The organism is Limnohabitans sp. Rim8 (assembly GCF_943326455.1).
GTDB lineage: Bacteria > Pseudomonadota > Gammaproteobacteria > Burkholderiales > Burkholderiaceae_C > Limnohabitans_A.
Map to the genome: position 1 here is coordinate 21,371 of NZ_CALPTI020000018.1, position 24,050 is coordinate 45,420.

The window sequence follows — 24,050 nt, forward strand, 5'->3', positions numbered from 1 at the left end:
GAGCACCATGAGCACCATCATTTTGAAAACACTGCGCTACGAACTGGCGGACGGCATCGCCACCATCACCTTTGACGAGCAGGGTTCGCCGGTCAACACCATGTGCCTGCAATGGCAGGCCGACTTGGCCCAGGCGGCCGAGCAAGTCCTCAAAGACAAAGCCCAGATCAAGGGCGTCATCTTGGCCTCGGCCAAGTCCACCTTTTTTGCAGGGGCCGACCTCAAGGGGGTCATGCGCTCGCAAGCCTCGGACGGCCCGCGTGTCTTTGTGGAGATCGAAGGCATCAAGAAAGCTTTTCGTACCATCGAGACGCTGGGCGTGCCGGTGGTCAGCTGTCTCAATGGCACGGCGCTGGGTGGCGGCTGGGAAGTGGCGCTGATCGGCCACCACCGAATCGCCACCGCGAACCCCAAAACGCAGTTTGGCCTGCCCGAAGTCACGCTGGGCTTGATCCCCGGTGGCGGCGGCATCACCAAAATGACGCGCCAGCTGGGCCTCCTGGCGGCGCAGCCCTATGTGCTGGAAAGCCAACTCTTTGGCCCCGAAGAAGCGCAAAAACTGGGCTTGGTGCACGAGATCGTGGCCAGCGACGACCAGTTGCGCCCAAGCGCTCTGGCGCACATTGCGGCAAGCCAAGGCCAGCCCGAAGCGGCCCAACACCTGTGGGACCGCAAAGACTACAAAATGCCCGGCGGCACGCCCAGCAACCCCAAGATCGCGGGCATGCTGAGTGTGGCCCCGGCTGTGCTCAAGCAAAAAACACGCGGCCTTTACCCCGCGCCCGAAGCGGCGCTGGCCGCCATGGTTGAAGGCGCGATGGTGGACTTTGACACCGCCATGCGCATCGAAAGCCGTTACCTCGCAGGCCTGATGACCAGCCAGGTGGCGCGCAACATGATCAACACCTTCTTCTTCAACATGAACAGCATCAAGGGCGGCCAAAGCCGCCCCAAGGCTGCACCGCGCTACAAGCCCCAAAAAGTGGGCATCTTGGGCGCGGGCATGATGGGTTCGGGCATCGCGTATTCACAAGCCAACCGGGGCATCGCCACGGTTCTCAAAGACGTGAGTATGGAAGCCGCCGAAAAAGGCAAGGCCTACAGCCACAAGCTCACCCAACAGCGTGTGGACAAAGGCCGCATGGTGGCAGACAAACAAGCGGCCTTGTTGTCACTCATCCAGCCCACGGCCAGCGCCGCAGACCTCAAGGGCTGCGACCTGATCATCGAAGCCGTGTTTGAAAACCGCGAACTCAAAGCCCGTGTCACGCAAGAGGCCGAGCCCTTGTTGGCCGAAGGTGGCTTCTTTGCCAGCAACACTTCTACCTTGCCCATCAGCGGCCTGGCCACGGCCAGCGCCAAGCCCGAGAAATTCGTGGGCATCCACTTCTTCAGCCCTGTGGACAAGATGCAGCTGGTGGAGATCATTCGCGGCTCGCAAACCGACGACGAGACGATTGCGCGTGCGTACGACTACGTGCAGGCGCTGGGCAAGTTGCCGATTGTGGTGAACGACTCGCGTGGCTTTTACACCAGCCGCACCTTTGGCACCTTTGTGATGGAAGGCGCGGCCATGCTGGGCGAGGGCATCCCCGCGCCCGTGATCGAGAACCTGGCCATGCAAGTGGGCATGCCTGTGGGGCCGTTGGCGGTGTTGGACGAAACGGCGCTATCGCTGTCAGTCCATGTGCTGGACCAAACCCGCGAAGACTTCTCCAAAGAAGGGAAAACCCACCATGCCACCCCCGGCGAACTGCTGGTCGAGCGCATGGTCAAAGAACTGAAACGCCCCGGCCGCGCCGCAGGCGGTGGTTTTTACGACTACCCCGCTGGCCAAAAGAAAGTGCTGTGGCCTGAACTGAAAACCCGCTTTGAAAAAGCGGATGTGGCCTACAGCCAGCAAGACATCAAAGACCGTCTGCTGTACCGCCAAGCCGTGGAGACCGCCCGCTGCCTGCAAGAAGGCGTGCTGACCTCGGTGCACGACGGCAACATCGGTTCGATCTTCGGCATCGGCTTTCCGGCATGGACGGGTGGTGCGCTGCAGTTCATCTATGGCCAAGGCGTGGATGCGTTTGCCAAGCGTTGCGGTGAACTGGCCGCGAACTATGGCGCAGGTTTTGTTCTGACAGCCGATGTGATGGCGACCCTCAAGCAGCATCAGCCGGTGTATTGATGCAGCCGTTTGGTCAGCAGGCCCGGTTGGGGCCTGCCAGGTCAGATATCAGCTGAGCAAATCCAGCAAGGTCCGCGCCACCACCTTGGTCGCCCGGCGCAGGTCATCGAGCTGCACATGCTCGTCGGCACGTTTGGCGTTGGATTCGAGCACAGTGCGCGGGCCTGCGCCGTAGATCACGCCGGGGATGCCGCGCTCCACGTACAGGCGCACGTCGGTGTAGAGCGGTGTGCCGATGGCGGGGATGGGCTCACCAAAAACCTCACCGCCGTGTTTCTGAATCGCGTCCACCAGTGGCTTATTGCCGGGCAGGGGTTTCATGGCGTTGGCCAGCAGCATGCGGCGCACATCCACTTTCAGCACATGGCCACCGCGTGGGGGCTTGAAGCTGGCCGCCGCATCGGCAATGGTTTGGCGGATGGACGCCTCCACTTCGGCCGGGTTCTCTTCGGGGATCATGCGGCGGTCGAGCTTGAAGCTGACTTTGCCGGGCACCACGTTGGTGTTGGTGCCGCCTTCGATCAGGCCCACGTTCAGATAGGGGTGGCTGATGCCCTCGACCTTGGACGTGACCTTCAGGTATTGCGTGTTGAGCGCGAGCAGGGCGTTCAGAATGTGCACCGCGCCTTGCAGTGCGTCGGTGCCGCTGTCAGGGATGGCGGCGTGCGACATCTCGCCTTGCACGGTGACTTCCATCTGCAGGCAGCCGTTGTGCGCGGTGACCACCTGGTAGCTGAAGCCTGCCGCGATCATCAGGTCAGGCTTGGTCAGGCCCTTGGCCAGCAGCCAGCCGGGGCCCATTTCGCCGCCAAACTCTTCGTCATAAGTGAAGTGCAATTCCACGCCGCCTTTGAGCGGAGCCTTCAATGACTCGAGTGCCCGTGTGGCAAATGTGAAGGTGGAAAAGTCGCACTTGCTCACCGCAGTGGCACGGCCGTACATGGCGCCGTTGTGGATCTCGCCGCCGTAGGGCGGGTGGGTCCAGCCTTCGCCGGGGGGTACCACGTCACCATGGGCGTTCAGGGCAATGGTTTTGCCTTCGCCATATTGGCGGCGCACGATCAGGTTGGTGACCGACTCCAGGCCGTAGGCTTTGACTTCGGAGGCGGGCACTGGGTGCTTTTCTGCGACAAAGCCCATGGGGGCCAGCAGCTCGGCGGTGCGCTCGGCGTGGGGTGCGTTGTTGCCGGGTGGGGTGTCGGTGGGCACTTGCACCAGCGCTTGCATGAACTTGACCTGCTCGTCAAAGTGCGCGTCGATCCAGGCGTCGAGTTGTTGGTATTGTTGGGCGGTAACGCTCATGACAGTTCCTGAGAGAGTTGGTTCAAAACATGGGTGAAGGCGTCGACACACAGTTGCATGTCGTCGCTGGTGGTCGATTCGCGTGGGTTGTGGCTGATGCCCCCGTTTTCGCCGCGCACAAACAGCATGGCTTGCGGCATGACTTCGTGCAGCTTCATCGCGTCGTGGCCAGCGCCGCTGGGCAACTTGAACAGCGGCACGCCCAAGGCAATCACCGCACGTTCCCAACGGGCTTGCCATTCGGGGGCGCTGGGGGCGGCTGCGGCGCTCATGGTCAGCTCCGCTTTCACGCGCACGCCACGGCGCTCGGCAATGGCGTGCATTTGCGCCAAGATGTCGGCGACCAGCGCGTCGCGCTGCGCGTCTGTGGGGGCGCGCATGTCCAGGCTGAAGAGGCAGCGGCCGGGCACCACGTTGATGGAGCCGTTGGGTACTTGCAGCTGCCCTATGGTGGCGACGCTGTCACCGTCTTGGGTCGCGCGTTGCTCCATGTAAAGCGCCAGTTCTGCCACGGCGCAGGCCGCATCACGGCGGCGGTTCATGGGCGTGGTGCCCGCATGGCTGGCGGTGCCGATCATCTCGCACTGGTAGCGCACGCCGCCGTTGATAGAGGTGACCACGCCGAGCGGGATGTTCACTTCGTTGAGCACCGGGCCTTGTTCGATGTGCACTTCGATAAAGCCCAAATACTGCGCCGGGTCGCGCTGGATTTTGGGGATGTCGTCGATGTTCAAGCCCGCGTGTTGCATGGCCGCACGCATGGTGATGCCGTCGGCATCTTGCTGGTCCAACCAAGCGGGGTTGAACTGGCCAATGAGCGCGCCCGAGCCGAGGAATGTAGCTTTATAGCGCTGGCCTTCTTCTTCTGCAAAAGCGACGACCTCGACGCCAAAGGGCAAGCGCTTGCCATGCTGGTGCAACTGCTGCACACAGGCCATGGGCACAAAAATGCCCAGGCGCCCGTCGTACTTGCCGCCGTTGCGCACAGTGTCGTAGTGGCTGCCCGTCATCAAGTATTTGCCGCCTGCGGTGGCCGGGTGGTAGCGGCCCACCACGTTGCCCACGGCGTCGGTGTAGACCTCGTCAAAGCCGCAGTCGCGCATGTTTTGTGTGATCCGCTGGGCGCAGGCGCGGTGCGCGTCGGTCAGGTAAGTCACGGTGAGTTGGCCCAACTCGGCAAAGCCGGGGTCGGAGTGTTGCGCGAGTTGTTCTTGCCAGTCCCAGACCCTGTGGCCCAGTGTGGGCTCTACGCCAAACTTGTCGTTCAGGCGGATTTCGGCGATGCGGTGGATGTTGCGCAGGCACTCTTGCAACTCCATGTCGGGATGGCCGAACAGACGGCGTTCAAAGGCATCGATGATCTGTTTTTTGCTCAAGCCTAAGCCCCGCGGACCGCGCACGGCCAAAATGAAGGGCCAGCCAAACTTGGTGTTGTAGTCGGCGTTGAGCTTTTGAATTTTGGCGAACTCTTCGGGCGTGCAGTCGGTCAGGCCCGCCTTGGTTTGCTCGTTCGTCGATTCGGCCGTGAGCGACTTGCTGACCATGGCCTTGCCCGCCAATTCCGGGTGAGCGCGGATCAGGCCCAGCTGCGCGTCGCGTCCAGCGTGTGCCAGCACTTCACACATGGCGTGCTTGAGGTGGGCCAGCGATGCGAAGGGGCGTTCGTTCAGCGCCCGCTCGGCAATCCAGGGCGAATGCTCGTACAAGCCGTCGAGCATCTGCGCCGCCTGTGCTGCGGATGCGTGGTTGAGTTGTTCCAAGGTCAAGGGCATGTTCAATCCTGGTAGGGGTGAGTGGCTTTCCAGTGCCGTGCGATGTCAATGCGTCTGGCCACCCACACCTTGTCGTGTGACTGGATGTGGTCCAAAAAGCGTTGCAGCGCCGTGATGCGTCCCGGGCGGCCGAGCAGTCGGCAGTGCATGCCGATGCTCATCATTTTGGGCGCGTTGTCACCACTCGGGTCACCTTCTGCATACAGCGCGTCAAAGGTGTCTTTCATGTACTGAAAGAACGGGTCGGCATGCGAATAACCCTGGGGCAGAGCAAAGCGCATGTCGTTGCAGTCGAGGGTATAGGGCACGATCAGTTGCGGTGCATCGCTGCCATCACTTTTGCGCACTTTCATCCAGAACGGCAGGTCGTCACCGTAGTAGTCGCTGTCGTATTCAAAGCCGCCAAAGTCGGCCACCAAGCGGCGGGTGTTGGGGCTGTCGCGCCCGGTGTACCAGCCCAGAGAGCGTTCACCGGTCAGCTTCTGAATGATGGCCATCGCCTCGGCCATGTGGGCGCGTTCGGTGGCTTCATCGATATTTTGGTAATGGATCCATTTGAGGCCGTGGCAGGCGATGTCGTAGCCCAGTTCCTGGAAGGCGGCGGTCAATTCAGGGTGTTTTTGCAGCGCGGTGGCCACGCCAAAAACAGTGAGCGGCAGGCCGCGCTTTTCAAACTCGCGCAAGATGCGCCAGACACCGGCCCGTGAACCGTATTCGTAGATACCTTCCATGCTGATGTGCCGCTCGGGGAAGGACGCGGGGTTGAACATCTCGGACAAAAACTGCTCGGAGCCCGCATCACCGTGCAGCACCGAGTTTTCGCCACCCTCTTCGTAATTCAAGACAAATTGCACCGCGATGCGGGCGCCGCTGGGCCATTGGGCGTGCGGCACATGGCGGCCGTAGCCCTGAAGGTCGCGGGGGTAGGGCAGGGTGCTGTCGTAAGTGCTCATGGCGTTCAATCCAAAAGTTCAGGCCAGGGCCAGAGAAATGTCGTGGGTGGGGACTTTGCGGTCGAAGGTCAGGCTGGCCTCAACATGCAGCAGGTGTTCGTGCATCAGGCGCACGGCCAAGTCAGAGTCTTGTGCCTCGAGCGCTGACACGATGGCCACATGCTCGTCTGTGGAGTGTTCGGCTTCGTTGCGTGACTGGTACATCAGCGTGATCAGTGCGCAGCGCGAGATCAATTCACCCAGCACCTGAGCCAGCACATCGTTGTGCATCAATTCGGCCATGCGCACATGAAAGTCGCCCAGCAACTCGGTCCGTCCTGTGATGTCTCCCTGCGTCACCGCTTCGCGCTCTTGCTTGATGTGGTCTTTGAGGGAGGCGATTTGTTCGGGCGTGACCTGTTGCACAAATGCGCGGGTCATTTCGGCCTCGAGCATGCGGCGCACGGCAAAGACCTGTTGGGCTTCTTCGACCGAGGGGGCCGCCACAAACGCACCGCGAGCAGGCTCAAGGCGAATCAAGCGGTTTTGCGACAACTGAAACAGCGCTTGGCGAACCAGCGTGCGCGACACGCCAAAATGGTCGGCCAGTTTTTGCTCGGCCAGTTTGGAGCCAGGCAAAAGCCGGTGCTCCACGATGGCACGGGTCAGCGATTCGACGATGTGGTGTGTGGTGGAAATTTCCATGTCTCGCAGTCCCTTTGGGTGGCGACACCCAAGTGTTTTTATGCTGTTGGCGTCAATCATAGCCATCAAATGCAAAATTGTATACACTTCAGTCGACCGGTTTCTGGGGCAAATGAAAGTCTTGCCAAAACCACCCTTTTGACCCTTTTCAAGACAAGCGAGCAAAACCATGGGATTGAGCACACACGTTCTGGACACGATGCACGGCTGCCCCGCTGCAGGGATGCAAGTGGCCCTGTACACCACGCAGGGCGATCAAGCCACGTTGGTCAAAAGCTTCACCCTCAACCACGACGGTCGCAACCCTGACGGCTTGCTCTACGACCACGCCAGCTTGCGCAAAGGCACCTACCGTTTGGTGTTCAATGTGAGCGACTACTTCAAGGCCAAAGGCGTGGAACTGCCTGAACCCAATTTCCTGAACCTCGTGTCTCTGGACTTCGGCGTGGCCCATGAGGATCAGCATTACCATGTGCCGCTGCTGGCCAGCCCTTGGAGTTATTCGACTTATCGCGGGTCCTGAAAGCCATCGGGGCATGTCCCCGGTGATGCGCCCCTGTCGATGCTGTTGACCAGAGAGGAATTCAAAGTTTGACTTTTGACAGGTCAAAACTGGGCTTCGGGGGCTTCAGTTGCATGTTTTCCAGGGTTTGCACGATCAGTCCGGCCACGAAACTGTCTCGGTAAGGCTTGCTGTCGGCGGGCACCACGTACCAAGGGGACTCGGGCGTGCTGGTGGCGCTCAGGGCATCTTCGTAAGCTTGGGTGAATTGGGGCCACAACTCGCGGTCTTCAAAATCCGAAGGCTGCAGCTTCCAATGTTTGCGCGGGTCGTCCAGCCGGGCTTGCAGGCGTTTCTTTTGCTCGGATTTGGAAATGTGCAAATAGCACTTCAAAACGCTGATGCCCGCGTTGTGCAGCAAAGACTCAAAGTGCAGGATATTGTCGTACCGTTGTTGGCAGGTTTCCTCGTCAATCATGCCCCGCACACGGGTGACCAGCACATCTTCATAGTGGCTGCGGTTGAAAATCACCATTTCGCCGCGTGCAGGCGCTTTGGCATGGATGCGCCACAAAAAGTCATGGCGGCTTTCCAGCTCTGTGGGCACGCCAAAGGCCTCGGCCCGCACGCCCAATGGGCTGACGTGGGTGAAAACGCTGCGGATCACGCCGTCCTTGCCCGCTGTGTCCATGCCCTGAAAAACGACCAACAAGCCCCGGGTCTTGGCTGCATGCAGGGTGCTTTGCAGTTTGTCGAGCTTTTCGCCCATGTCGGCCAAGTGCTCCTCCAATTCGTCGCCAGAGAGTTGACCTTCGGTGGGGGGCGCGGTGTCAAAGTCTGAGAGTTTGCATTTGCTCTCGGGTGAGACATACCAAGGGGTGTAATCAGTGTTGGGCATGGGCACAGTTTAGGCGCTCGGTCAACATAAGCCCATCCATTGGCACATCGGACTTTTTGGGGCCTGGCTCTGGGCCAACTTCAATTGGGCTGGGTCCCCCTTTTTGTCTTTGCGTTCACGCCGCGCTCGGCTAAGCTGATGCCATGTTGAGGACTTTGATATTCATTTGTGCGATGGCTCTGTCGGCATGCGGCGGTGGGGAGGGCGCGAGTTTTGCGCCTGGAACGGGCAACACGCATTGCGGTGTGAGCGTTGGCACCCAACGCATTTCAGGCGTGGTCACATCGGTGCACGACGGTGACACGATCACCGTGGGCGGTGAATCCGTTCGGCTCGCCAGCATCGACGCCCCCGAGCTGGGCCAAGCCTATGGTCCTCAGTCGCGTGAGGATTTGGCGGCGATGGTCTGGGACCAGACCGTCACCGTCGCTTACGAAGAAAAAGACCGTTATGGCAGAGTGGTGGGCACCGTTTTCAAGACCGACTGCAGCCACGTCAACCTGAAGATGGTCCAAGAGGGCGCGGCTTGGTACTACGAGGCGTTTCAATGTGAGATCGATCTTCGGCAGCGCCAAGACTATGCTGCAGCCCACGGACAGGCTCAAGCAGCCCGAAGGGGGTTGTGGGCCGCGAATGCCATGGCCCCGTGGAGGTACCGCAACGGTGTGGATGCCAAAGTACCCAACAGCTGCCCCAATGGGGATGCGGCCTCGTTGTAAATGGGCGTATTTGCCCGTTCTCGTCGAAAAAGCAGCCCACAGCGGGTTTTCCCTCTCTAAAATCAGGCTTTACCGATTACCCACCCCCTGAAACTATGACCCAAGTCACCAACACCGTGCGCTTTGTGCTCGACGGCCGTATCGTCGAAGCCCAGGGCGAGCGCCGCACCACCACTGTTCTCGACTACCTGCGCGAAGAGCTGCACCGCACAGGCACCAAGGAGGGCTGCGCGGAAGGCGATTGCGGCGCTTGTGTGGTGATGGTGGGTGAGCTCAACGCCGCGGGCACGGGCGTGGACTATGTGGCCACGAACGCTTGTATTCAGCTGCTGCCTTCGCTGGACGGCAAATCGGTCAAGACCGTTGAGAGTCTGAAAAAAGCGGATGGCACGCTGCACCCGGTGCAGGCAGAAATGATCAAGTGCCACGGTTCGCAGTGCGGCTTTTGCACGCCGGGCATTGTGATGAGCTTGGTGAACCTGGTGCAGGTTTTGCCCATGCCCAATCGCCAGCAAATCACCGATTCGCTGAGTGGCAATCTGTGCCGCTGCACGGGCTACAAGCCGATCATCGATTCGGCCACCCAAGCCTGCGCCAAGCCCGAGGCCTTGAAGTTGGACGACAGCGCCGATGTGCCTTTGCTGAAAGAAATCAAGCGCGCCGGCGTGCCCACGCTGAGCCTGGACGGCGACATCATCGTGCAGCCTGTGGTGCGCACCCGCAAAGGCAACGAATTCGTCTCGCCCGCGACCCTCGCCGAAGTGGCCGACTACCTGGTCAAGAACCCTGGCACCACACTCTTGGCAGGCAGCACCGAAATCGGTCTGCAGGTCAACAAGCAGTTCAGCCGCCCCGAGCACATCATGTATCTGGGCAACGTCAAAGAACTGCGCCAAGTGACCGAGACCGCCAGTGCCTGGCGCATTGGCGCGGCGGTGTCGCTCACGCAAGTCGAAGCACTGGTGGCCCAGGCTTACCCCGACTTCACCGAAGTGCTGCGCCGCTTTGGATCGCCCCCCATCAGGTCGACTGCCACGCTGGCGGGCAACATCGCCAACGGCTCGCCGATTGGCGACACCATGCCTTGCCTGATGGCGCTCGGTGCCAGCTTGGTGCTGCGCCGGGGCGACAAGACGCGCAAGGTGCTGCTGGACAACTTCTACACCGGCATGAAGAAAAACGTGATGGAGCCCGGGGAGTTCATCGAAGCCGTGGAGTTGCCCAAGCCCGTTGCAGGCCAGGTGTTCCGTGCCCACAAGGTGAGCAAGCGTTTTGAGCAAGACATTTCGGCCACCTGCGCCGCGATCAGCTACACGCTGAAAGGCGGCCAACTCTATGGCGTGAAGCTGGCTTACAACGGCCTGGCACCATCGCCTTGCCGTGCCCCCAAGCTCGAAGCCGTGCTGGAAGGCCGTGCACCTGCCGATGTGAAGTCGGCCGATCTGGACGCTGCGATTGCCGCCAGCTTTACCGCCCGCGATGGTCTGCGTGCCACTTGGGCCTACCGCGCCTTGGTCGCCCGCAACCTGGTGCTTGAATTCATCGAAGAACAGAAAGAGGTGGCCTGAATGAACGCTCCTACCCCCATCAAAAACCTGTTGCCCGCTTCTGAGGTTCAGCAAGGCAAAGACATCTTTCACGAGTCCGCGCACCTGCACGTCACGGGTTCGGCCACTTACATCGACGACATCCCTGAGCATGCAGGCACTCTGTATGCCGCACTCATCTTGTCGCCCGTGGCGCATGGCGAGTTGATTGGCGACGGCATTGACCGCGCAGCCATCATCAAGGAGCATGGCGTCGTCGCGGTCTACACCGCCAAAGACATTCCCGGCGAAAACAACTGTGGCCCCATCATCCACGACGACCCTTTCCTCGCTGCAGGCAAGGTCGAGTTTGTTGGCCAGGCCGTGGCCGTGGTCGTGGCACGCGAGATGCTCTATGCCCGCGAAGCCGCCAAAAAAGCCAAAGTGCTGGTCAAAGAACTCACGCCCATCTTGACGATCGAAGAGGCCATGGCGGCGAGCAGTTTCATCATGCCGCCCAAAGGCATCACCCGTGGTGACGCCGCAGGGGCAATAGCCAACGCACCGCACAAGATCAAAGGCAGTACCAACACCGGCCAGCAAGAGCAGTTTTACCTGGAAGGCCAGATCACCTACGCCGTGCCCAAGGAAGACGGGCAGCTGACGCTGTATGTGTCGACCCAACACCCCGATGGCAACCAGCGCGAAGCAGCGCACGCCCTGAACCTCCACACCAACGATGTGGAGGTGATTTGCCGCCGCATGGGTGGCGGCTTTGGTGGCAAAGAAGGCAACGCCAGCATCTTCAGCCAAAGCGCTGCCTTGGCTGCGCACAAGCTGCAAAAGCCCGTCAAGCTGCGCGTGAACCGCGACGACGACATGACCATCACCGGCAAGCGTCACGATTTCCGTATCGATTACGAAGTGGGTTTTGACGACAACGGTCGCGTGCTGGGCGCCAACATCACGCTCATGTCGCGCTGCGGCTACAGCACCGATTACTCCGGCCCGGTGAACGACCGTGCTTGCTTGCACATCGACAACACCTACCACCTGCCCGCGCTCAAGCTGGTCAGCCACCGCTGCAAAACCAACACGCAAAGCGCCACCGCTTTCCGCGGTTTTGGTGGCCCACAAGGCATGTTCGGCATCGAGACGGTGATGGATGAGATCGCGATGACTTTGGGCAAAGACCCTTTGGAAGTGCGCAAGCTCAATCTGTACAAAGACCCGGCCATCAGTGGCACACCCGACACCATGACCACCCAGTACAACCAGTTGATTGAAGACTGGGTGTGTGACAAAGTGATCGATCAGGTGGAGCACGAATCCAACTACGCCGAGCGCCGCGCTCAGATTCACGCCTTCAACGCCAAGAGCAAAACCCGCAAGCGTGGCATGGCGCTGGTGCCTCTCAAGTTTGGCATCAGTTTCACCGCCACGCACCTGAACCAGGGCGGCGCATTGCTGGTGGTCTATATGGATGGTTCTGTCAGCTGCAACCACGGCGGAACCGAAATGGGCCAAGGCCTCAACACCAAGATGGCACAGGTGTGTGCCGATGGTTTGGGCATCAGTGTGGACCATGTGCGCATCACCGCCACCGATTCGCAAAAAGTCCCCAACGCTTCAGCCACCTCGGCATCGAGTGGTGCCGACATCAACGGCGCGGCCATCATGAACGCCACCGCGCAAATGCGTGAGCGCCTCAAACCCGTGGCGGCCCGCATGTTGAGCTGCGCCGCCGAAGAGGTGAGCTTTTCGAACAATGAGCTGCACGGCGGCGGCAAGTCCGTCAAGTGGGCCGACGTGACCAAGCAAGCGTATATGGAACGTGTGGGCTTGTCGGTCACCGGCTTTTACATGACACCCGAAATCAAATACGACTTTGCGACCCTGAACGGCCGTGCTTTCTATTACTACTGCTACGGCGCGGCCGTGAGCGAAGTGGAAATCGATACCCGCACTGGCGAGTGGTGGCTCAAGGCGGTAGACATCGTGCACGACGTGGGCCGCAGCATCAACCCGGCGCTGGACAAAGGCCAGATCGAAGGCGCTTATGTGCAAGGCATGGGCTGGCTCACCATGGAAGAGTGCATTTGGGACAAGAAGGGCAAGCTGCTCACGCACGGCCCCAGCACCTACAAAATTCCGGTGGCGGGCGACATCCCAGAACACTTCAACGTCACTTTGTTCGACAACGCCAACCTCAAACCCACGCCTTTCAACAGCAAGGCCACGGGCGAGCCGCCTTTGATGCTGGGTTTGTCGGCCTTCTTCGCTTTGCGCGATGCGGTGGCAGCCAGTGCTGACCACAAAGCCGTGGTGTACATGGACGCTCCGGCCACGCCCGAGCGCATCTTGATGGCCTGCGAAAAAGCCAAGGCGACAGCAGGCCTGTGAGGGCCTGATTTTCAGGAGCAGACCCATGTCAGACGATCCACGTTGCTGCGGCACCGGTACTTGCATCATCAATTCCGAGGGCGTGTGCTGGTGCGGCCAGCGCTGGGATGGGGAGAAGATGTGTTTCGTGGCCGAGCCTGCAAAGCCACAAGCGGGACTGCAAAACGGCGAGCCCTCCCAGCCGCCTTCTCGGGTTGGGCAAGACTGATCTCCGCCCAAGCATGACCTGCAGCCCATACCCGCTTGAGGTCTTGCATCGTTTGACGCAGGGCACAAGGCCACCTCGTTGAGCGATTCAGCTGCCCCCGCCTCATCCCCGCCCGCCATGCACTGGCGCGACCCGTTCCGGGTTCGGAGCTTTCGATTTCAGTGGCCGGCCGATTTGGCCACTTCTTGGGCCTTCGAGATGGAGTCCATCGTGCTGGGCTGGTTTATCTTGGTCGAGTCGGGCTCGGTCATGATGCTGGTGGTTTTTGGTGCCTTGCAGTACCTGGGCTCTTTGGTCTCGCCCCTGTTTGGTGTGGTGGGCGACCGATTGGGTTACTGCCGCATGCTGGTCCTGTCGCGTGCCCTCTATGCGGCGCTGGCGGCCACCTTCATGATGCTGGCCTGGATGCAAGTTCTCACGCCGCTGGTGGTGCTGTTGATGGCCGCTTTGGCAGGCCTGGTGCGCCCCTCGGACATGATGATGCGCAACGCCTTGATCGCGCAGACCCTGCCGCCCCGGCATTTGTTGGGCACGCTGGGCATTTCGCGCATTACCTCGGATTCGGCCCGCATCGCCGGTGCCCTGGCGGGTGCGGGTGTGGTTGCGTGGCTGGGCATGACCTGGGCTTATGCGCTGATCACCGCGCTTTACACGCTCAGCTTTGTGCTGTCTCGCGGGGTGTCGGAGGTGCCTGTCCCAGCCCATGACACCGTGCGCGTGTCGCCCGTGCGCGATTTGCAGCTGGCTTTTGGCTACGTGTGGACCCGCCCTGTGCTGTTGGCGGCCATGGTGCTGGCGTTTTTGGTCAACCTGCTGGCCTTTCCCTTTTCATTAGGCTTGCTGCCCTACGTGGCCAAAAACATTTACCAGACCGACCAGACGGGCTTGGGGTGGCTGGGCGCCAGCTTTGCCTTTGGGGGCTTGGTGGGTTCGGTGGTGCTGAGTTCGCACCGCTTTGCGTTTCGTGCTGCGCAAACCATGGTGCTGGCCGGGGCGGTATGGTTTGTGGTTGATCTGCTGTTTGCCTTCAGCACACAGTTGGGTGTGGGCATGGCTTTGCTGTGGTTGGCCGGCCTGGCGCAAAGTCTGAGCATGACTCCGTTGGCGGCCGTCATGCTGCGCGCCACAGAACCCGCTTACCGGGGCCGTGTCATGGGGATGCGCATGCTGGCCGTCTGGGGCTTGCCTTTGGGTTTGCTGCTGTCGGGACCACTGATTGACCGCTGGGGCTATACCACCACAGCGGGTGTGTATTCGGCCTTGGGTCTGCTGCTGACCGGGGCCATGGCGGTGTACTGGCGTGCGCACATTTGGGACCGCAAAGCCCCAGCCAACGCGCCCTTGTGATGCGCGCAGTTTGAGCCTCCGCTGTGACCAAAGCGACAGCGTGCAAGCGGCCTTGGATGCACAGTGTTATAGCCTGTTGACCGGGATGACCACCAGCGGACCTGAATGCTGACAGTCGAAAGCGCAAAACGACCATGACGACCTTGACCTCTTCTGCGGCCCCTGTGCCCGAACAACCAGCTGACCACCCTCGCATGGTGCGAGGCTTGCTCAATATCGCGCACGCGCTGGACCATTTGTTCTTGCTGATTTTTGCGGCGGCGGTCAGCACCATCGCGGCCGACATGGGCTTGGCCCAATGGCAAGACCTGATGCCTTACGGTGCGGGGGCTTTCTTCATGTTCGGTCTGGGCTCTTTGCCTGCCGGTCGCTTGGGCGATTTGTGGGGCCGCCGCAGCATGATGCTGATTTTCTTTTTTGGCATTGGTGCAGCCGCTATCCTCACGGCTTTCGCGCAGGCACCTTGGCAGTTGGCCGTCACTTTGACCTTGGTGGGTTTGTTTGCATCCATCTACCACCCGGTGGGCATACCGATGCTGCTTGAACGCTCCGCCAATCCAGGTACGACGATTGGCTTCAATGGTCTGGCGGGTAATTTGGGTGTGGCCGTGGCAGCTTTGCTCACGGGCTTTTTGATCCAGTGGTTCGGTTGGCGTGCAGCTTTTGTGGTGCCCGGTGTGGGCGCTCTTTTGTGCGGCTGCTTGTTCGCTTTGAATTGCCCGAAAGAGGCATCTTCCCCCGCCAAGCGCAAGGGCGGTGCCCAGGTGAGATTGCCCGCACCCCTGCTGGCGCGTGCGCTGGTGGTGATGACAGCAGCCGCGGTGACCAGCAGCGTGCTGTTTAACTTCACCACCAATGGCAATGGTTTGCTGTTGGCCGAGCGTTTTGTGGGGGTGATGGAAGATCCTGCTGCCTTGGGTCTGTTGTTGGCAGTGGTGTACGCCGTCGCTTCGTTGGCTCAGTTGATCGTGGGTCACTTGATCAACCGATTTGCCTTGAAACCTTTTTTCCTTTTCATGGTGTTGGCGCAGATTCCCATGTTGGTCTTGGCGTCCCAAGCGCAAGGCTGGTGGTTGTTTGTCGCATTGACGGGCGTGATGGTGTTCATTTTTGGCGCCATTCCTTTCACCGATTACATGATTGCCCGTTATGTCGACGATCGCTTGCGTTCGCGCGTATCTGGCATGCGGCTGGGTGTTTCGTTTGGCGTGAGCTCCTTGTCTGTCTGGGCTTTGGGCCCTGTAATCAAAGCCATGGGCTTTGGTCAATCTTTGCTGTTGTTGGCAGGCTTTTCGGTGACCACTTGCCTGATTTTGAGTTGGCTGCCCAATGCGGCCCATGAGGAAATCAAGCCTTCTTAAACAAGGTTTTTGCCTAGGGAAAATACCGGTACTTTTGGTCTACTTCATTGATTTTTCTATAAATAATTCCTTTCATAATATTGACTCATTTCAAACTGCGCTTGCGACGCAAAATGAGCATCTAAACAAGACTCGGTGTGTGGCCTGTCCAAAGTGCACATCAGGGTGTATTGAGTCTATTCAAGGAGTTCCATGAACATCAACCCCGACAGCGCAAGCGCGCATCGTCCGTGGTCCGCGGTTTACCCGCAGGTGGGCATTGCCCCCGATTTGCCCGCCAGCACTCACCACAATTTGGCGCACTTTATTCACGACCACTGCACCCGATGGGCGCGCGACAGCGAGGCCAAGGCAGCTTTCACCTGCGTGGTGCCCAATGGCATGAATGGCAGTTTGAGTTTTGCGCAAGTCGATGCTTTGTCGGATGCGTTTGCAGGCTATTTGCGCGGGACCCTGGGCTTGGCTCGTGGCGACCGTGTGGCGGTTCAGCTGCCCAACAGCCTGTCCTTTCCGGTGGCGGCCTTTGGCGTGCTCAAGGCCGGTTGCGTGTTGGTCAACACCAACCCGCTCTACACCGTCAATGAGATGGTCCACCAGTTCAACAACTGCCAAGCCAAGGCCTTGGTGGTGGTCGACATGTTTGCCGATAAGCTGCCCGAGGTTCTGTCGCAAACCGGCGTGCAGCATATTGTGTTGGCGGGCGTACCTGAATTCTTCCCGGCCATTCCGCGCGGCATCATCCGGGGCGTGCAAAAGGTCTGGAGCAAGGTGTTGCCACCCGTGACGGTTCCGCATGTGCGCTTGCAGACCGCCTTGGCTTTGGGCAGCGCCACCCTGGCACAGCAGCCGGCCAAAAGTTATTGGCAATACTTGCAGCCCCACGACTTGGCTTTGCTGCAATACACCGGTGGCACCACAGGTGTGAGCAAGGGGGCGATGATCAGCCACGGCAATTTGCTCAGCAATGTGCAGCAGATGTTGGCCATGGGTGCGACCCACATGAGCCCTGGCAAAGAGTGCGTCCTGACGGCGCTTCCCATGTACCACATCTTCGCGTTCACGGCCAACTTGTTGGGCTTCTTGTCCATCGGTGCGCACAACATTTTGGTGCCCAGCCCACGCCCTGTTCAAAACCTCCAACGTGCCGTCGAAAACTACCCACTCACTTGGATGACGGGCGTGAACACCTTGTTCAATGGCTTGCTCAATGAAGAGTGGTTTTTGGCCTATCCGCCCAAGCACCTCAAAGCCTCTATCGCAGGCGGTACCGCTTTGCACAGTGCTGTGGCGCAGCGTTGGCGCGAAGTCACCGGTACCCCCATCGCCGAAGGTTACGGCCTGACCGAGACCTCGCCCGTGGTGAGTTTCAACCCATTGAGTGGTGAGCCCCGGTTGGGCAGCATTGGCATTCCAGCACCGGGAACCGATGTGCGCTTGGTGTCTGAGACCGGTCAAGACGTGCCCGTGGGCGAGCCCGGTGAGATATGGGTGTGCGGCCCTCAGGTGATGCAAGGCTATTGGCAAAACGAGGCCGAAACCGCCAATGTCATGCGGGACGGTTGGTTTGCCACCGGCGACATCGGTGTGATGGATGCCGAGGGCTTTTTCCGCATCGTGGACCGCAAAAAAGACATGGTGTTGGTGTCGGGCTTCAACGTCTACCCGAACGAGGTGGAGGATGTGATCGCCCAGATGCACGCCGTGCTCGAGGTGGCCGTGGTCGGCACGCCCGACGAGCGCACGGGTGAGGCGGTGCGTGCTTATGTGGTGCCCAACCCCGACCATGCTGGTCAACTGACCACCGAAGACGTCATCGCGCACTGCAAGCAACACTTGGCCGCGTACAAGCGTCCCAGCTCGGTGGTGCTGCGCGATGAGTTGCCCAAGTCCCCGATTGGCAAGGTGCTGCGCAAGGACCTGAAAGCCGAAGTCAAAAATGAATTCAACCGCGCCTGAGCGCTACAGCGGAGTTTGATATGGTCACCGAATTTGAAACCAAATTGCTGGGCGTGATGATGATGATCATCATGCTGGGCATGGGCGCATCCTTGACCCTCAAGGACTTCATGATCGCGCTCAAGAGGCCAGTAGGCATTGGCATTGGCGTGGTCACCACCTACCTGCTGACCCCGATTGTCGGCTTCACGCTGGCGCATCTGGTGCTTTTGCCCAATGCCTCACAGGATGCCTCCCAGTGGTATGCCTATGCTGTCGGTCTCATTCTCATGGCCTGTTTGCCCGGAGGCACCACGAGCAACATCTTCAACTATTTCAGCAAGGGCGTGCTATCCCTGTCTTTGTTGATGACCATTGTCTCGACCTTGCTGGCTGTGGTGATGGTGCCCCTGACTTTGGGTTTCTTCAGCATGGGCATTGACGGCAACTGGAAGATTCCCCCGGAAAATGTGGCGCAGGTGCTGTTTGTCTTGCTGGTGCCCACTGCCATTGGCATGGGCCTTCGCAAGCTCAACCCCAACATTGGTGCCACTTTGGAGCTGCTGGGCGGTGCACTCGGGGTGCTCGTCATTCTCTTTCTGATGGTTTCTTGGGTGCCACGCAACTGGCAGCTGCTGCTCACGACGCCTTGGCAGGTGTACTTTGGGTCAATCGGTTTGGGGGTTTTCGGTTTTGCCGTGGGCTACACCTTTGCTCGGCTGGTTCGTCAGGATAAGCGTCGAGCCCGCACCATTGCCCTGGAGACAGGCATTCAAAACGGTCCCCTGGGTGTGCTGATCGTCACATTGACTTTCACGGGCATGCAGCAGCAACAGGTGCTGTTGATCCCGGTGCTTTATTCGTTGTTCATCATGGTCAGCTCGACCCTGGCGACCTTGTGGTTCAGGCGCATTTCTGACCGTGAAACCCTTTCCCGTGACCGCGCCAAGGTGGGCGCCATGAAGGCCGCCTGAAGCACTGGATCCACCTTGAGGCTGTGGCAGAAGCCCTTTGCATGGGCTTGCTGCTGTGCATGTCTTCAGTCCTGCCCTTCGGTCAGGGTGTCGAGCTGAAACTTGCCGCTTTTGTGCCATAGCCACACGTCGGTGTAGGTGACCTGACTCATGTGCAGGGGCACTGGGTAGGGCGCAGCGGCTTTGACCAATTGCTCAATCTCTCGCATCACCTGTGGCGCATGTTTGGGCGCACGTTGCCACTGGATGGCTTTGACGCTGCCCTTTTGGTCAATGTTGACATGGATCACGCCCACGGCTTCGAGCATGGGGGGCAAGCGGCCTTTGAAAATTCGCTGTTGGTGTTGGGCGTACAAATGGCTGGCGGCATCGTGGCGGTACTCTTTGGCGGTGCGTGCCAGAGATTTCTTGACCGTTGGGGGGGGAGGGCTGAAAGCCGGCGCTTCCGGAATCAGGCGTTCGGGCATGGCCACGAACGGGCGTGGTGGGGGTTCTGGCAAGACCGCTGGCTGAGCTGGCACGATGACAGCTTGCTGGACTGGCGCAGGCGGTGTGCTGCAGCCGCTCAACCATGTCAGGCCCAGCGCCCCCAGCGCCATGCCGATCCGGGCACCTAAAGTGCGGTTTATTCCGGTCTGATGTGTCATGTCGGGTGTGACTCCTTGGCATACTCAGCGTTTTACTCGCGTGATTGTGGCATTGGCTGACAGGCTTGGCGAGTCCTTGATGGACAATTGGAAATCAATGTGAATTGGATCAATGAGGCATGGACGCGTTTGTCCCAAGAGTCGGCCGTGCTGGTCACGGTGACGGCCACCAAAGGGTCTGTTCCGAGGGGGCCGGGCACGCTGATGCTGGTATTTTCTAGGGGTGAATTAGGCACCATTGGCGGTGGGCACCTTGAGTTTCAAGCTTTGGCGCACGCGCGGCTGATCTTGTCAGGGCACTCCGCACCCAACAGGTTGAGCCAAGTGTTGGGCCCTAGTTTGGGGCAATGCTGTGGTGGTGCGGTGGATTTATCGTTTGAACAGGTGCAACTGGCGGATTTGCCCCGCCTGCGTGAGCAGTGGGTGCCTCAGCGCAGCCCATTGGCGCTGTTTGGTGGTGGGCATGTGGGCAAGGCACTGGTTCAGACCCTGGCTCCTTTGCCCTTTGCGGTGCGTTGGATCGATAGCCGTGACGAGATTTTTCCGCCAGATGTTCCGAGTGGCGTGGATTGTGAACACTCCAATCCCGTGCAGGCCGCCGTGACCGATCTGGCCCCGGGTAGCCGGGTGCTGATCATGAGTTTCAGCCATGCAGAAGATCTGGACATCGTGATGGCGTGTTTGAAGCGACAGCGGGAGCAGGGCGACTTGCCCTTTGTGGGCCTGATCGGCAGCCAAACCAAATGGGCCACCTTCCAGCACCGCTTGGAGGATCGGGGTTTCAGTGCACAAGAGATCGCGCACATCACCTGTCCCATCGGCGTTCCCGGCATCACGGGCAAGGAGCCCGAAGTGATTGCCGTGGCGGTGGCGGCACAACTCTTGCAGTCCCTTTGATTGCGCGATGCTGGTTTCCCCTAGGCTGCTAAGCCTTAGGGGTACTGGAATCTCAAACGTAAACTGTATACACTTCGGTGCACTGGTCGCAGCGGCGCAGGTTTCTTCGGGAACATGTTCGCGGCCGAATACCCGCTCACAGGGCCCGCGGTGGTGAGAGGGTTGGAGAATCCTTCATGGAACCGTATTTTTTGGAATGGGCCAATTTGTTGCTGCGATGGGTGCATGTCATCACCGCCATCGCCTGGATTGGCTCTTCGTTCTACTTTGTCTTTCTCGACAACAACCTTCAAAAACCCAATTCACCCGACCTGCTTGAAAAAGGCGTCGGCGGCGCGATGTGGGCGGTGCACGGCGGCGGTTTTTACAACCCCCAAAAATACATGGTGGCTCCCAAAAAGATCCACACCAAACTGCACTGGTTTTATTGGGAAAGTTACTCCACTTGGTTGAGCGGGTTTGCGCTCTTCACGGTGATGTACCTCTACAACGCGGGTACTTTCTTGATCGACAAGTCCTTGATGGACTGGACGCCTGTGATGGCCGGCTCGGCCGCTGTGGGTTTGTTGGTGGCCTTCTGGTTCGTGTACGACATCATTTGCCGTGTCTTTGGTTTTCGCCAAAACGGCGAGCTGATCGTGGCAGGTCTGATGATCGTGGTGGTGGCCTTTTCATCCTGGTTGGCCAATGAACTGTTTGCAGGCCGTGCTGCCTTCTTGCTGGTGGGCGCCATGATTGCCACCGCCATGAGCGCCAACGTGTTTGTTTGGATCATCCCTGGCCAACGCAAAGTGGTGGCGGCCATGACCAGCGGCGAAACCTATGATGCCAACGCCCTGGCCATCCACGGCAAACGCGGCAAGCAACGCAGTGTGCACAACACCTATTTCACTTTGCCCGTCATCTTCGCGATGCTGAGCAATCACTACAGCTTTTTGTACACCCACGAACACCGCTGGGTGCTGCTGTTTGTGATGATGTTGGCCGGTGCCTTGATTCGCCAGTTCTTTGTGCAGCGCCACGCCTTCCACCTGGGCCGCGCATCCAACCCCTGGCCTTTTGCAGCCGTGGGCGTGGTGATGATTTTGGCTGTGATCGTGGCCTTGAAACCGGCAGCCCCCGTGGCCTCGGCCGCTCCGGCAACACCGGTGAGTTTTGCGCAGGTGCAGGTACTGGTGGACAAGCATTGCCTGAGCTGCCACAACGCGCAGGTGCAGATGAAAAACGTGCGTCTGGACAGCCCCGAACAGCTCAAGCAGCATGCGCAAAACGTCTACCAGCAAGTGGCGGTGACCAAGCAAATGCCCATGGGCAATGCGACCGGCATGACCGAAGAAGAGCGCGCTCTGATCGGGCGCTGGTTTGTGGCAGGGGCCAAGCTGGACTGAGGGCTGGACACGCTTGTCGGTTCACGACGAGCGGCCTGCAACCGCCCTAGTGCGGCAGCTATAAAGCCTGTCGCAGTTCAAGCTTTTTTGTCTGGCGGTGTTTCAAACTGGTCTGCGTTTTTGCCCTTGAAGGGGGCATAAAACGCTTTGATGGCGACCATGTCTTCTTCGATGTTGCCCGTGGGATAGAACAACGGCCCCAGGCCACTGAGTTTGCGCGAGTAGTCCATGTAGGCCATCACGATGGGCACTTGCGCTTGCAGCGCGATGTAATAAAAGCCGGTTTTCCAATAGCGGGTTTTGCTGCGCGTACCTTCAGGCGGCACCACCAGGTGCACCGAGCCTTCGGCTTTGACCAATTCTTGAGCGCAGGAATCCACCAAGTTCGATGCTTGTGAGCGGTTGACCGCAATGCCGCCCAACCAGCGCATGACCGGACCAAACGGAAACGAAAAGATGCTGCTTTTGCCCATCCAGTAAATCTGCAGTCGCAAGGCAAACGCCACCATCAGGGTGTAAGGCAAATCCCAGTTGCTGGTGTGCGGTGCGGCAATCACGACGCATTTGCTCACACCGTCAGGCAAACTGCCCTCGATCTTCCAGCCTGTGACTTTGAGGAATGCCAGCGAGATGCCGCGCAAGGCGGTGTTGACGATGGGGGTGTCAAAAATGGTGCGGTGCATGAAAGGCAGGTCTGTGAGAGAGAAAATCGTGTTTGAGACAGATGCCTTGAATCATTGTCCAACGAATCGCAAGCGGATTATGACTGTCCCACGGTCATGGGTTCAACATAAGCAGCATCACCTTGAACCTATCGCCAACCGCATCGCCAGCTGGTTGTGCCGCTCGATCAGCGGCCCCATGTCCACGGTCGTGATCTGACCCTGACGCACCACCACGCGGCCATTCACGAGGGTGTAGTCCGCGTTGTCACTGGCGCACAGCAAGAGCGCGCCCACCGGGTCGTGCACCGCGCCGCCCGCCATGCTCAGCGTGTCGGTGCGGAACATCGCGATGTCGGCGCAGTAGCCTTCTTTGATTTGTCCCAGCTCGTGGGCGCGGCCCAGCACCTCAGCGCCGCCGCGTGTGGCCATGCGCAGGGCGTCGCGGGGTGTCATGTCAGACGGACCCAAGTCACAGCCAAACACGGTGCGCCCGTTTTCGATGCGCGGCGGCTCCATCGCTTTGCCCACACGCGCCAGCAGCATGGCTTGGCGGGCTTCATTCAGCAAATGCGCCGCGTCGTTGCTGGCGCTGCCGTCCACGCCCAGGCCAATCGGAACGCCGGCATCGAGCATTTTGCGCAGGGGCAAGATGCCGCTGGCCAGGCGCATGTTGCTACAGGGGCAGTGGGCAATCCCGGTGCGCGTGCGGGCAAATAAATACTTGCCTTCGTCGTCGAGCTTCACACAGTGGGCGTGCCACACATCGTGGCCCACCCAGCCCAAGTTTTCGGCGTATTGCGCGGGGGTGCAGTTGAACTTCTCGCGGGTGTACGCGATGTCGTGGTCGTTTTCGGCCAAGTGGGTGTGCAGGCGCACGCCGTGGGCGCGGGCCAGCTTGGCCGATTCGCGCATCAGGTCTTGGCTCACGCTGAAGGGCGAGCATGGGGCCACAGCCACATGCGTCATCGAGCCAAAGCTCGCGTCATGCCAAGTCTCGATCAGGCGCTGGGTTTCTTTCAGGATGAAATGCTCTTGCTCGACCACGCTGTCGGGTGGCAGGCCTCCTTGAGATTCGCCTACGCTCATGCTGCCGCGTGTGGCCGTGAACCGCATGCCGATGGTGTGCGCGGCTTCGATGCTGTCGTCCAGCCGCACGCCATGGGGGTAGATGTAGAGGTGGTCACTGCTGGTGGTGCAGCCGCTCAGCAGGAGTTCTGCCATGGCCACTTGGCCCGACACGCGCACCATCTCGGGCGTGAGGCCCACCCAAATCGGGTACAGGCCTTTGAGCCAACTGAACAGTTCGGCGTTTTGTACCGCTGGGATCGCCCGCGTGAGTGACTGGTACATGTGGTGGTGCGTGTTGATCAGGCCCGGCACCACCACATGGCGGCGGGCGTCGATCACCTCGTCCACTTGCGTGAGCAGTTCGCCGACGTTCTCATTGGCGGGGATGATGCGCTCGATGCGGCCATCGCGGATCAAGAGCGACGCATCCTGTCGTTCGGAGTTCGCATCGTCCATCGTGGCGATGCAGCGGGCGCGGTGGATGAGCAGCGTGGTCATGGACTTGTCCTGTGCAAAGTGTGAAACAAGTCGCGGCCGAATCCCCTGGCCCCAAGTGCAGGGGTAGGGCGAGCACCACGATGCCGCGCGTCCCGGGCTGTGCAGTGGGGTGATTTTAAGCGGGCAT

Annotated in this window: 20 protein-coding genes; 12 read left to right on the forward strand and 8 right to left on the reverse strand. The window is 59.8% G+C overall.

Annotated features, from left to right (window positions below):
• The first annotated feature begins 22 nt into the window (after positions 1-22).
• Entirely contained in the window at positions 23-2,176 is a 2,154-nt protein-coding gene (locus Q1M54_RS11915; RefSeq protein ID WP_300557541.1) for a 3-hydroxyacyl-CoA dehydrogenase NAD-binding domain-containing protein, read from the forward strand.
• Between the two features lie 48 nt (positions 2,177-2,224).
• Here Q1M54_RS11915 and Q1M54_RS11920 read toward each other — a convergent pair whose 3' ends face one another.
• From Q1M54_RS11920 to Q1M54_RS11935, 4 genes are read right to left on the reverse strand one after another with little or no spacing between them, the layout of a single operon-like run.
• Positions 2,225-3,478, reverse strand: a complete 1,254-nt coding sequence (locus tag Q1M54_RS11920; RefSeq protein WP_300557463.1) for a M20/M25/M40 family metallo-hydrolase — start codon at positions 3,476-3,478, stop codon at positions 2,225-2,227.
• The gene (uraD, locus tag Q1M54_RS11925; protein ID WP_300557465.1) at positions 3,475-5,250 is read right to left on the reverse strand and encodes a 2-oxo-4-hydroxy-4-carboxy-5-ureidoimidazoline decarboxylase; all 1,776 of its coding nucleotides are present in this window, start codon (positions 5,248-5,250) and stop codon (positions 3,475-3,477) included. The genes Q1M54_RS11920 and uraD overlap by 4 nt, the downstream gene beginning before the upstream one ends.
• A 2-nt stretch (positions 5,251-5,252) precedes the next feature.
• Positions 5,253-6,203, reverse strand: a complete 951-nt coding sequence (puuE, locus tag Q1M54_RS11930; protein WP_300557467.1) for an allantoinase PuuE — start codon at positions 6,201-6,203, stop codon at positions 5,253-5,255.
• Between the two features lie 18 nt (positions 6,204-6,221).
• Positions 6,222-6,887, reverse strand: a complete 666-nt coding sequence (locus Q1M54_RS11935; protein ID WP_300557469.1) for a GntR family transcriptional regulator — start codon at positions 6,885-6,887, stop codon at positions 6,222-6,224.
• A 169-nt stretch (positions 6,888-7,056) separates the two neighbouring features.
• Between Q1M54_RS11935 and uraH the strand changes: the two genes are divergently transcribed.
• Entirely contained in the window at positions 7,057-7,410 is a 354-nt protein-coding gene (uraH, locus tag Q1M54_RS11940) for a hydroxyisourate hydrolase (RefSeq protein WP_300557471.1), read from the forward strand.
• A gap of 61 nt (positions 7,411-7,471) precedes the next feature.
• On the opposite strand, the gene Q1M54_RS11945 is transcribed toward uraH, so the two are convergent.
• Positions 7,472-8,287: a PPK2 family polyphosphate kinase gene (locus tag Q1M54_RS11945; protein WP_300557473.1), complete on the reverse strand. Its 816-nt coding sequence runs from the start codon at positions 8,285-8,287 to the stop codon at positions 7,472-7,474.
• 143 nt (positions 8,288-8,430) lie between these two features.
• On the opposite strand from Q1M54_RS11945, the gene Q1M54_RS11950 reads away from it, so the two are divergent.
• From Q1M54_RS11950 to Q1M54_RS11985, 8 genes are all read left to right on the forward strand, one after another.
• Positions 8,431-9,006, forward strand: a complete 576-nt coding sequence (locus Q1M54_RS11950; protein WP_300557475.1) for a thermonuclease family protein — start codon at positions 8,431-8,433, stop codon at positions 9,004-9,006.
• 95 nt (positions 9,007-9,101) lie between these two features.
• The gene (xdhA, locus tag Q1M54_RS11955) at positions 9,102-10,574 is read left to right on the forward strand and encodes a xanthine dehydrogenase small subunit (RefSeq protein WP_300557477.1); all 1,473 of its coding nucleotides are present in this window, start codon (positions 9,102-9,104) and stop codon (positions 10,572-10,574) included.
• Complete coding sequence (gene xdhB, locus Q1M54_RS11960) at positions 10,575-12,935, forward strand: xanthine dehydrogenase molybdopterin binding subunit (protein WP_300557479.1); 2,361 nt, start codon at positions 10,575-10,577, stop codon at positions 12,933-12,935.
• Positions 12,936-12,960: 25 nt separating this feature from the next.
• Positions 12,961-13,143: a hypothetical protein gene (locus tag Q1M54_RS11965; protein WP_300557481.1), complete on the forward strand. Its 183-nt coding sequence runs from the start codon at positions 12,961-12,963 to the stop codon at positions 13,141-13,143.
• Positions 13,144-13,260: 117 nt separating this feature from the next.
• Entirely contained in the window at positions 13,261-14,490 is a 1,230-nt protein-coding gene (locus tag Q1M54_RS11970) for an MFS transporter (protein ID WP_300557483.1), read from the forward strand.
• 134 nt (positions 14,491-14,624) lie between these two features.
• Positions 14,625-15,851: an MFS transporter gene (locus Q1M54_RS11975; protein WP_300557485.1), complete on the forward strand. Its 1,227-nt coding sequence runs from the start codon at positions 14,625-14,627 to the stop codon at positions 15,849-15,851.
• A gap of 192 nt (positions 15,852-16,043) precedes the next feature.
• Complete coding sequence (locus Q1M54_RS11980; RefSeq protein ID WP_300557487.1) at positions 16,044-17,807, forward strand: AMP-binding protein; 1,764 nt, start codon at positions 16,044-16,046, stop codon at positions 17,805-17,807.
• Between the two features lie 20 nt (positions 17,808-17,827).
• The gene (locus Q1M54_RS11985) at positions 17,828-18,760 is read left to right on the forward strand and encodes a bile acid:sodium symporter (protein ID WP_300557489.1); all 933 of its coding nucleotides are present in this window, start codon (positions 17,828-17,830) and stop codon (positions 18,758-18,760) included.
• A 65-nt stretch (positions 18,761-18,825) separates the two neighbouring features.
• Here Q1M54_RS11985 and Q1M54_RS11990 read toward each other — a convergent pair whose 3' ends face one another.
• Positions 18,826-19,407: a hypothetical protein gene (locus tag Q1M54_RS11990; RefSeq protein WP_300557491.1), complete on the reverse strand. Its 582-nt coding sequence runs from the start codon at positions 19,405-19,407 to the stop codon at positions 18,826-18,828.
• Between the two features lie 99 nt (positions 19,408-19,506).
• On the opposite strand from Q1M54_RS11990, the gene xdhC reads away from it, so the two are divergent.
• Positions 19,507-20,304, forward strand: coding sequence for a xanthine dehydrogenase accessory protein XdhC (gene xdhC, locus Q1M54_RS11995; RefSeq protein ID WP_300557493.1), 798 nt, complete (start codon positions 19,507-19,509; stop codon positions 20,302-20,304).
• Positions 20,305-20,480: 176 nt separating this feature from the next.
• Positions 20,481-21,692, forward strand: coding sequence for a urate hydroxylase PuuD (locus Q1M54_RS12000; protein ID WP_300557495.1), 1,212 nt, complete (start codon positions 20,481-20,483; stop codon positions 21,690-21,692).
• Between the two features lie 77 nt (positions 21,693-21,769).
• Here the strand turns inward: Q1M54_RS12000 and Q1M54_RS12005 are convergent, their stop codons facing one another.
• Both Q1M54_RS12005 and Q1M54_RS12010 read right to left on the reverse strand, forming a co-directional pair.
• Positions 21,770-22,375, reverse strand: a complete 606-nt coding sequence (locus Q1M54_RS12005; RefSeq protein ID WP_300557497.1) for a lysophospholipid acyltransferase family protein — start codon at positions 22,373-22,375, stop codon at positions 21,770-21,772.
• A gap of 117 nt (positions 22,376-22,492) precedes the next feature.
• Positions 22,493-23,923 carry an 8-oxoguanine deaminase gene (locus Q1M54_RS12010; protein WP_300557499.1) on the reverse strand — a complete coding sequence of 477 codons (1,431 nt, stop codon included), beginning with the start codon at positions 23,921-23,923 and terminating at the stop codon, positions 22,493-22,495.
• Between the last annotated feature and the right edge of the window lie 127 nt (positions 23,924-24,050).

Excerpts from the sequence above, each read along its gene's own strand:
- Q1M54_RS11920 (WP_300557463.1), bottom strand. The coding sequence starts at position 3,478 with ATGAGCGTTACCGCCCAACAATACCAACAACTCGACGCCTGGATCGAC.
- uraD (WP_300557465.1), bottom strand. The coding sequence starts at position 5,250 with ATGCCCTTGACCTTGGAACAACTCAACCACGCATCCGCAGCACAGGCG.
- puuE (WP_300557467.1), bottom strand. The coding sequence starts at position 6,203 with ATGAGCACTTACGACAGCACCCTGCCCTACCCCCGCGACCTTCAGGGC.
- Q1M54_RS11935 (WP_300557469.1), bottom strand. The coding sequence starts at position 6,887 with ATGGAAATTTCCACCACACACCACATCGTCGAATCGCTGACCCGTGCC.
- uraH (WP_300557471.1), top strand. The coding sequence starts at position 7,057 with ATGGGATTGAGCACACACGTTCTGGACACGATGCACGGCTGCCCCGCT.
- Q1M54_RS11945 (WP_300557473.1), bottom strand. The coding sequence starts at position 8,287 with ATGCCCAACACTGATTACACCCCTTGGTATGTCTCACCCGAGAGCAAA.
- Q1M54_RS11950 (WP_300557475.1), top strand. The coding sequence starts at position 8,431 with ATGTTGAGGACTTTGATATTCATTTGTGCGATGGCTCTGTCGGCATGC.
- xdhA (WP_300557477.1), top strand. The coding sequence starts at position 9,102 with ATGACCCAAGTCACCAACACCGTGCGCTTTGTGCTCGACGGCCGTATC.
- xdhB (WP_300557479.1), top strand. The coding sequence starts at position 10,575 with ATGAACGCTCCTACCCCCATCAAAAACCTGTTGCCCGCTTCTGAGGTT.
- Q1M54_RS11965 (WP_300557481.1), top strand. The coding sequence starts at position 12,961 with ATGTCAGACGATCCACGTTGCTGCGGCACCGGTACTTGCATCATCAAT.
- Q1M54_RS11970 (WP_300557483.1), top strand. The coding sequence starts at position 13,261 with ATGCACTGGCGCGACCCGTTCCGGGTTCGGAGCTTTCGATTTCAGTGG.
- Q1M54_RS11975 (WP_300557485.1), top strand. The coding sequence starts at position 14,625 with ATGACGACCTTGACCTCTTCTGCGGCCCCTGTGCCCGAACAACCAGCT.
- Q1M54_RS11980 (WP_300557487.1), top strand. The coding sequence starts at position 16,044 with ATGAACATCAACCCCGACAGCGCAAGCGCGCATCGTCCGTGGTCCGCG.
- Q1M54_RS11985 (WP_300557489.1), top strand. The coding sequence starts at position 17,828 with ATGGTCACCGAATTTGAAACCAAATTGCTGGGCGTGATGATGATGATC.
- Q1M54_RS11990 (WP_300557491.1), bottom strand. The coding sequence starts at position 19,407 with ATGACACATCAGACCGGAATAAACCGCACTTTAGGTGCCCGGATCGGC.
- Q1M54_RS12000 (WP_300557495.1), top strand. The coding sequence starts at position 20,481 with ATGGAACCGTATTTTTTGGAATGGGCCAATTTGTTGCTGCGATGGGTG.
- Q1M54_RS12005 (WP_300557497.1), bottom strand. The coding sequence starts at position 22,375 with ATGCACCGCACCATTTTTGACACCCCCATCGTCAACACCGCCTTGCGC.
- Q1M54_RS12010 (WP_300557499.1), bottom strand. The coding sequence starts at position 23,923 with ATGACCACGCTGCTCATCCACCGCGCCCGCTGCATCGCCACGATGGAC.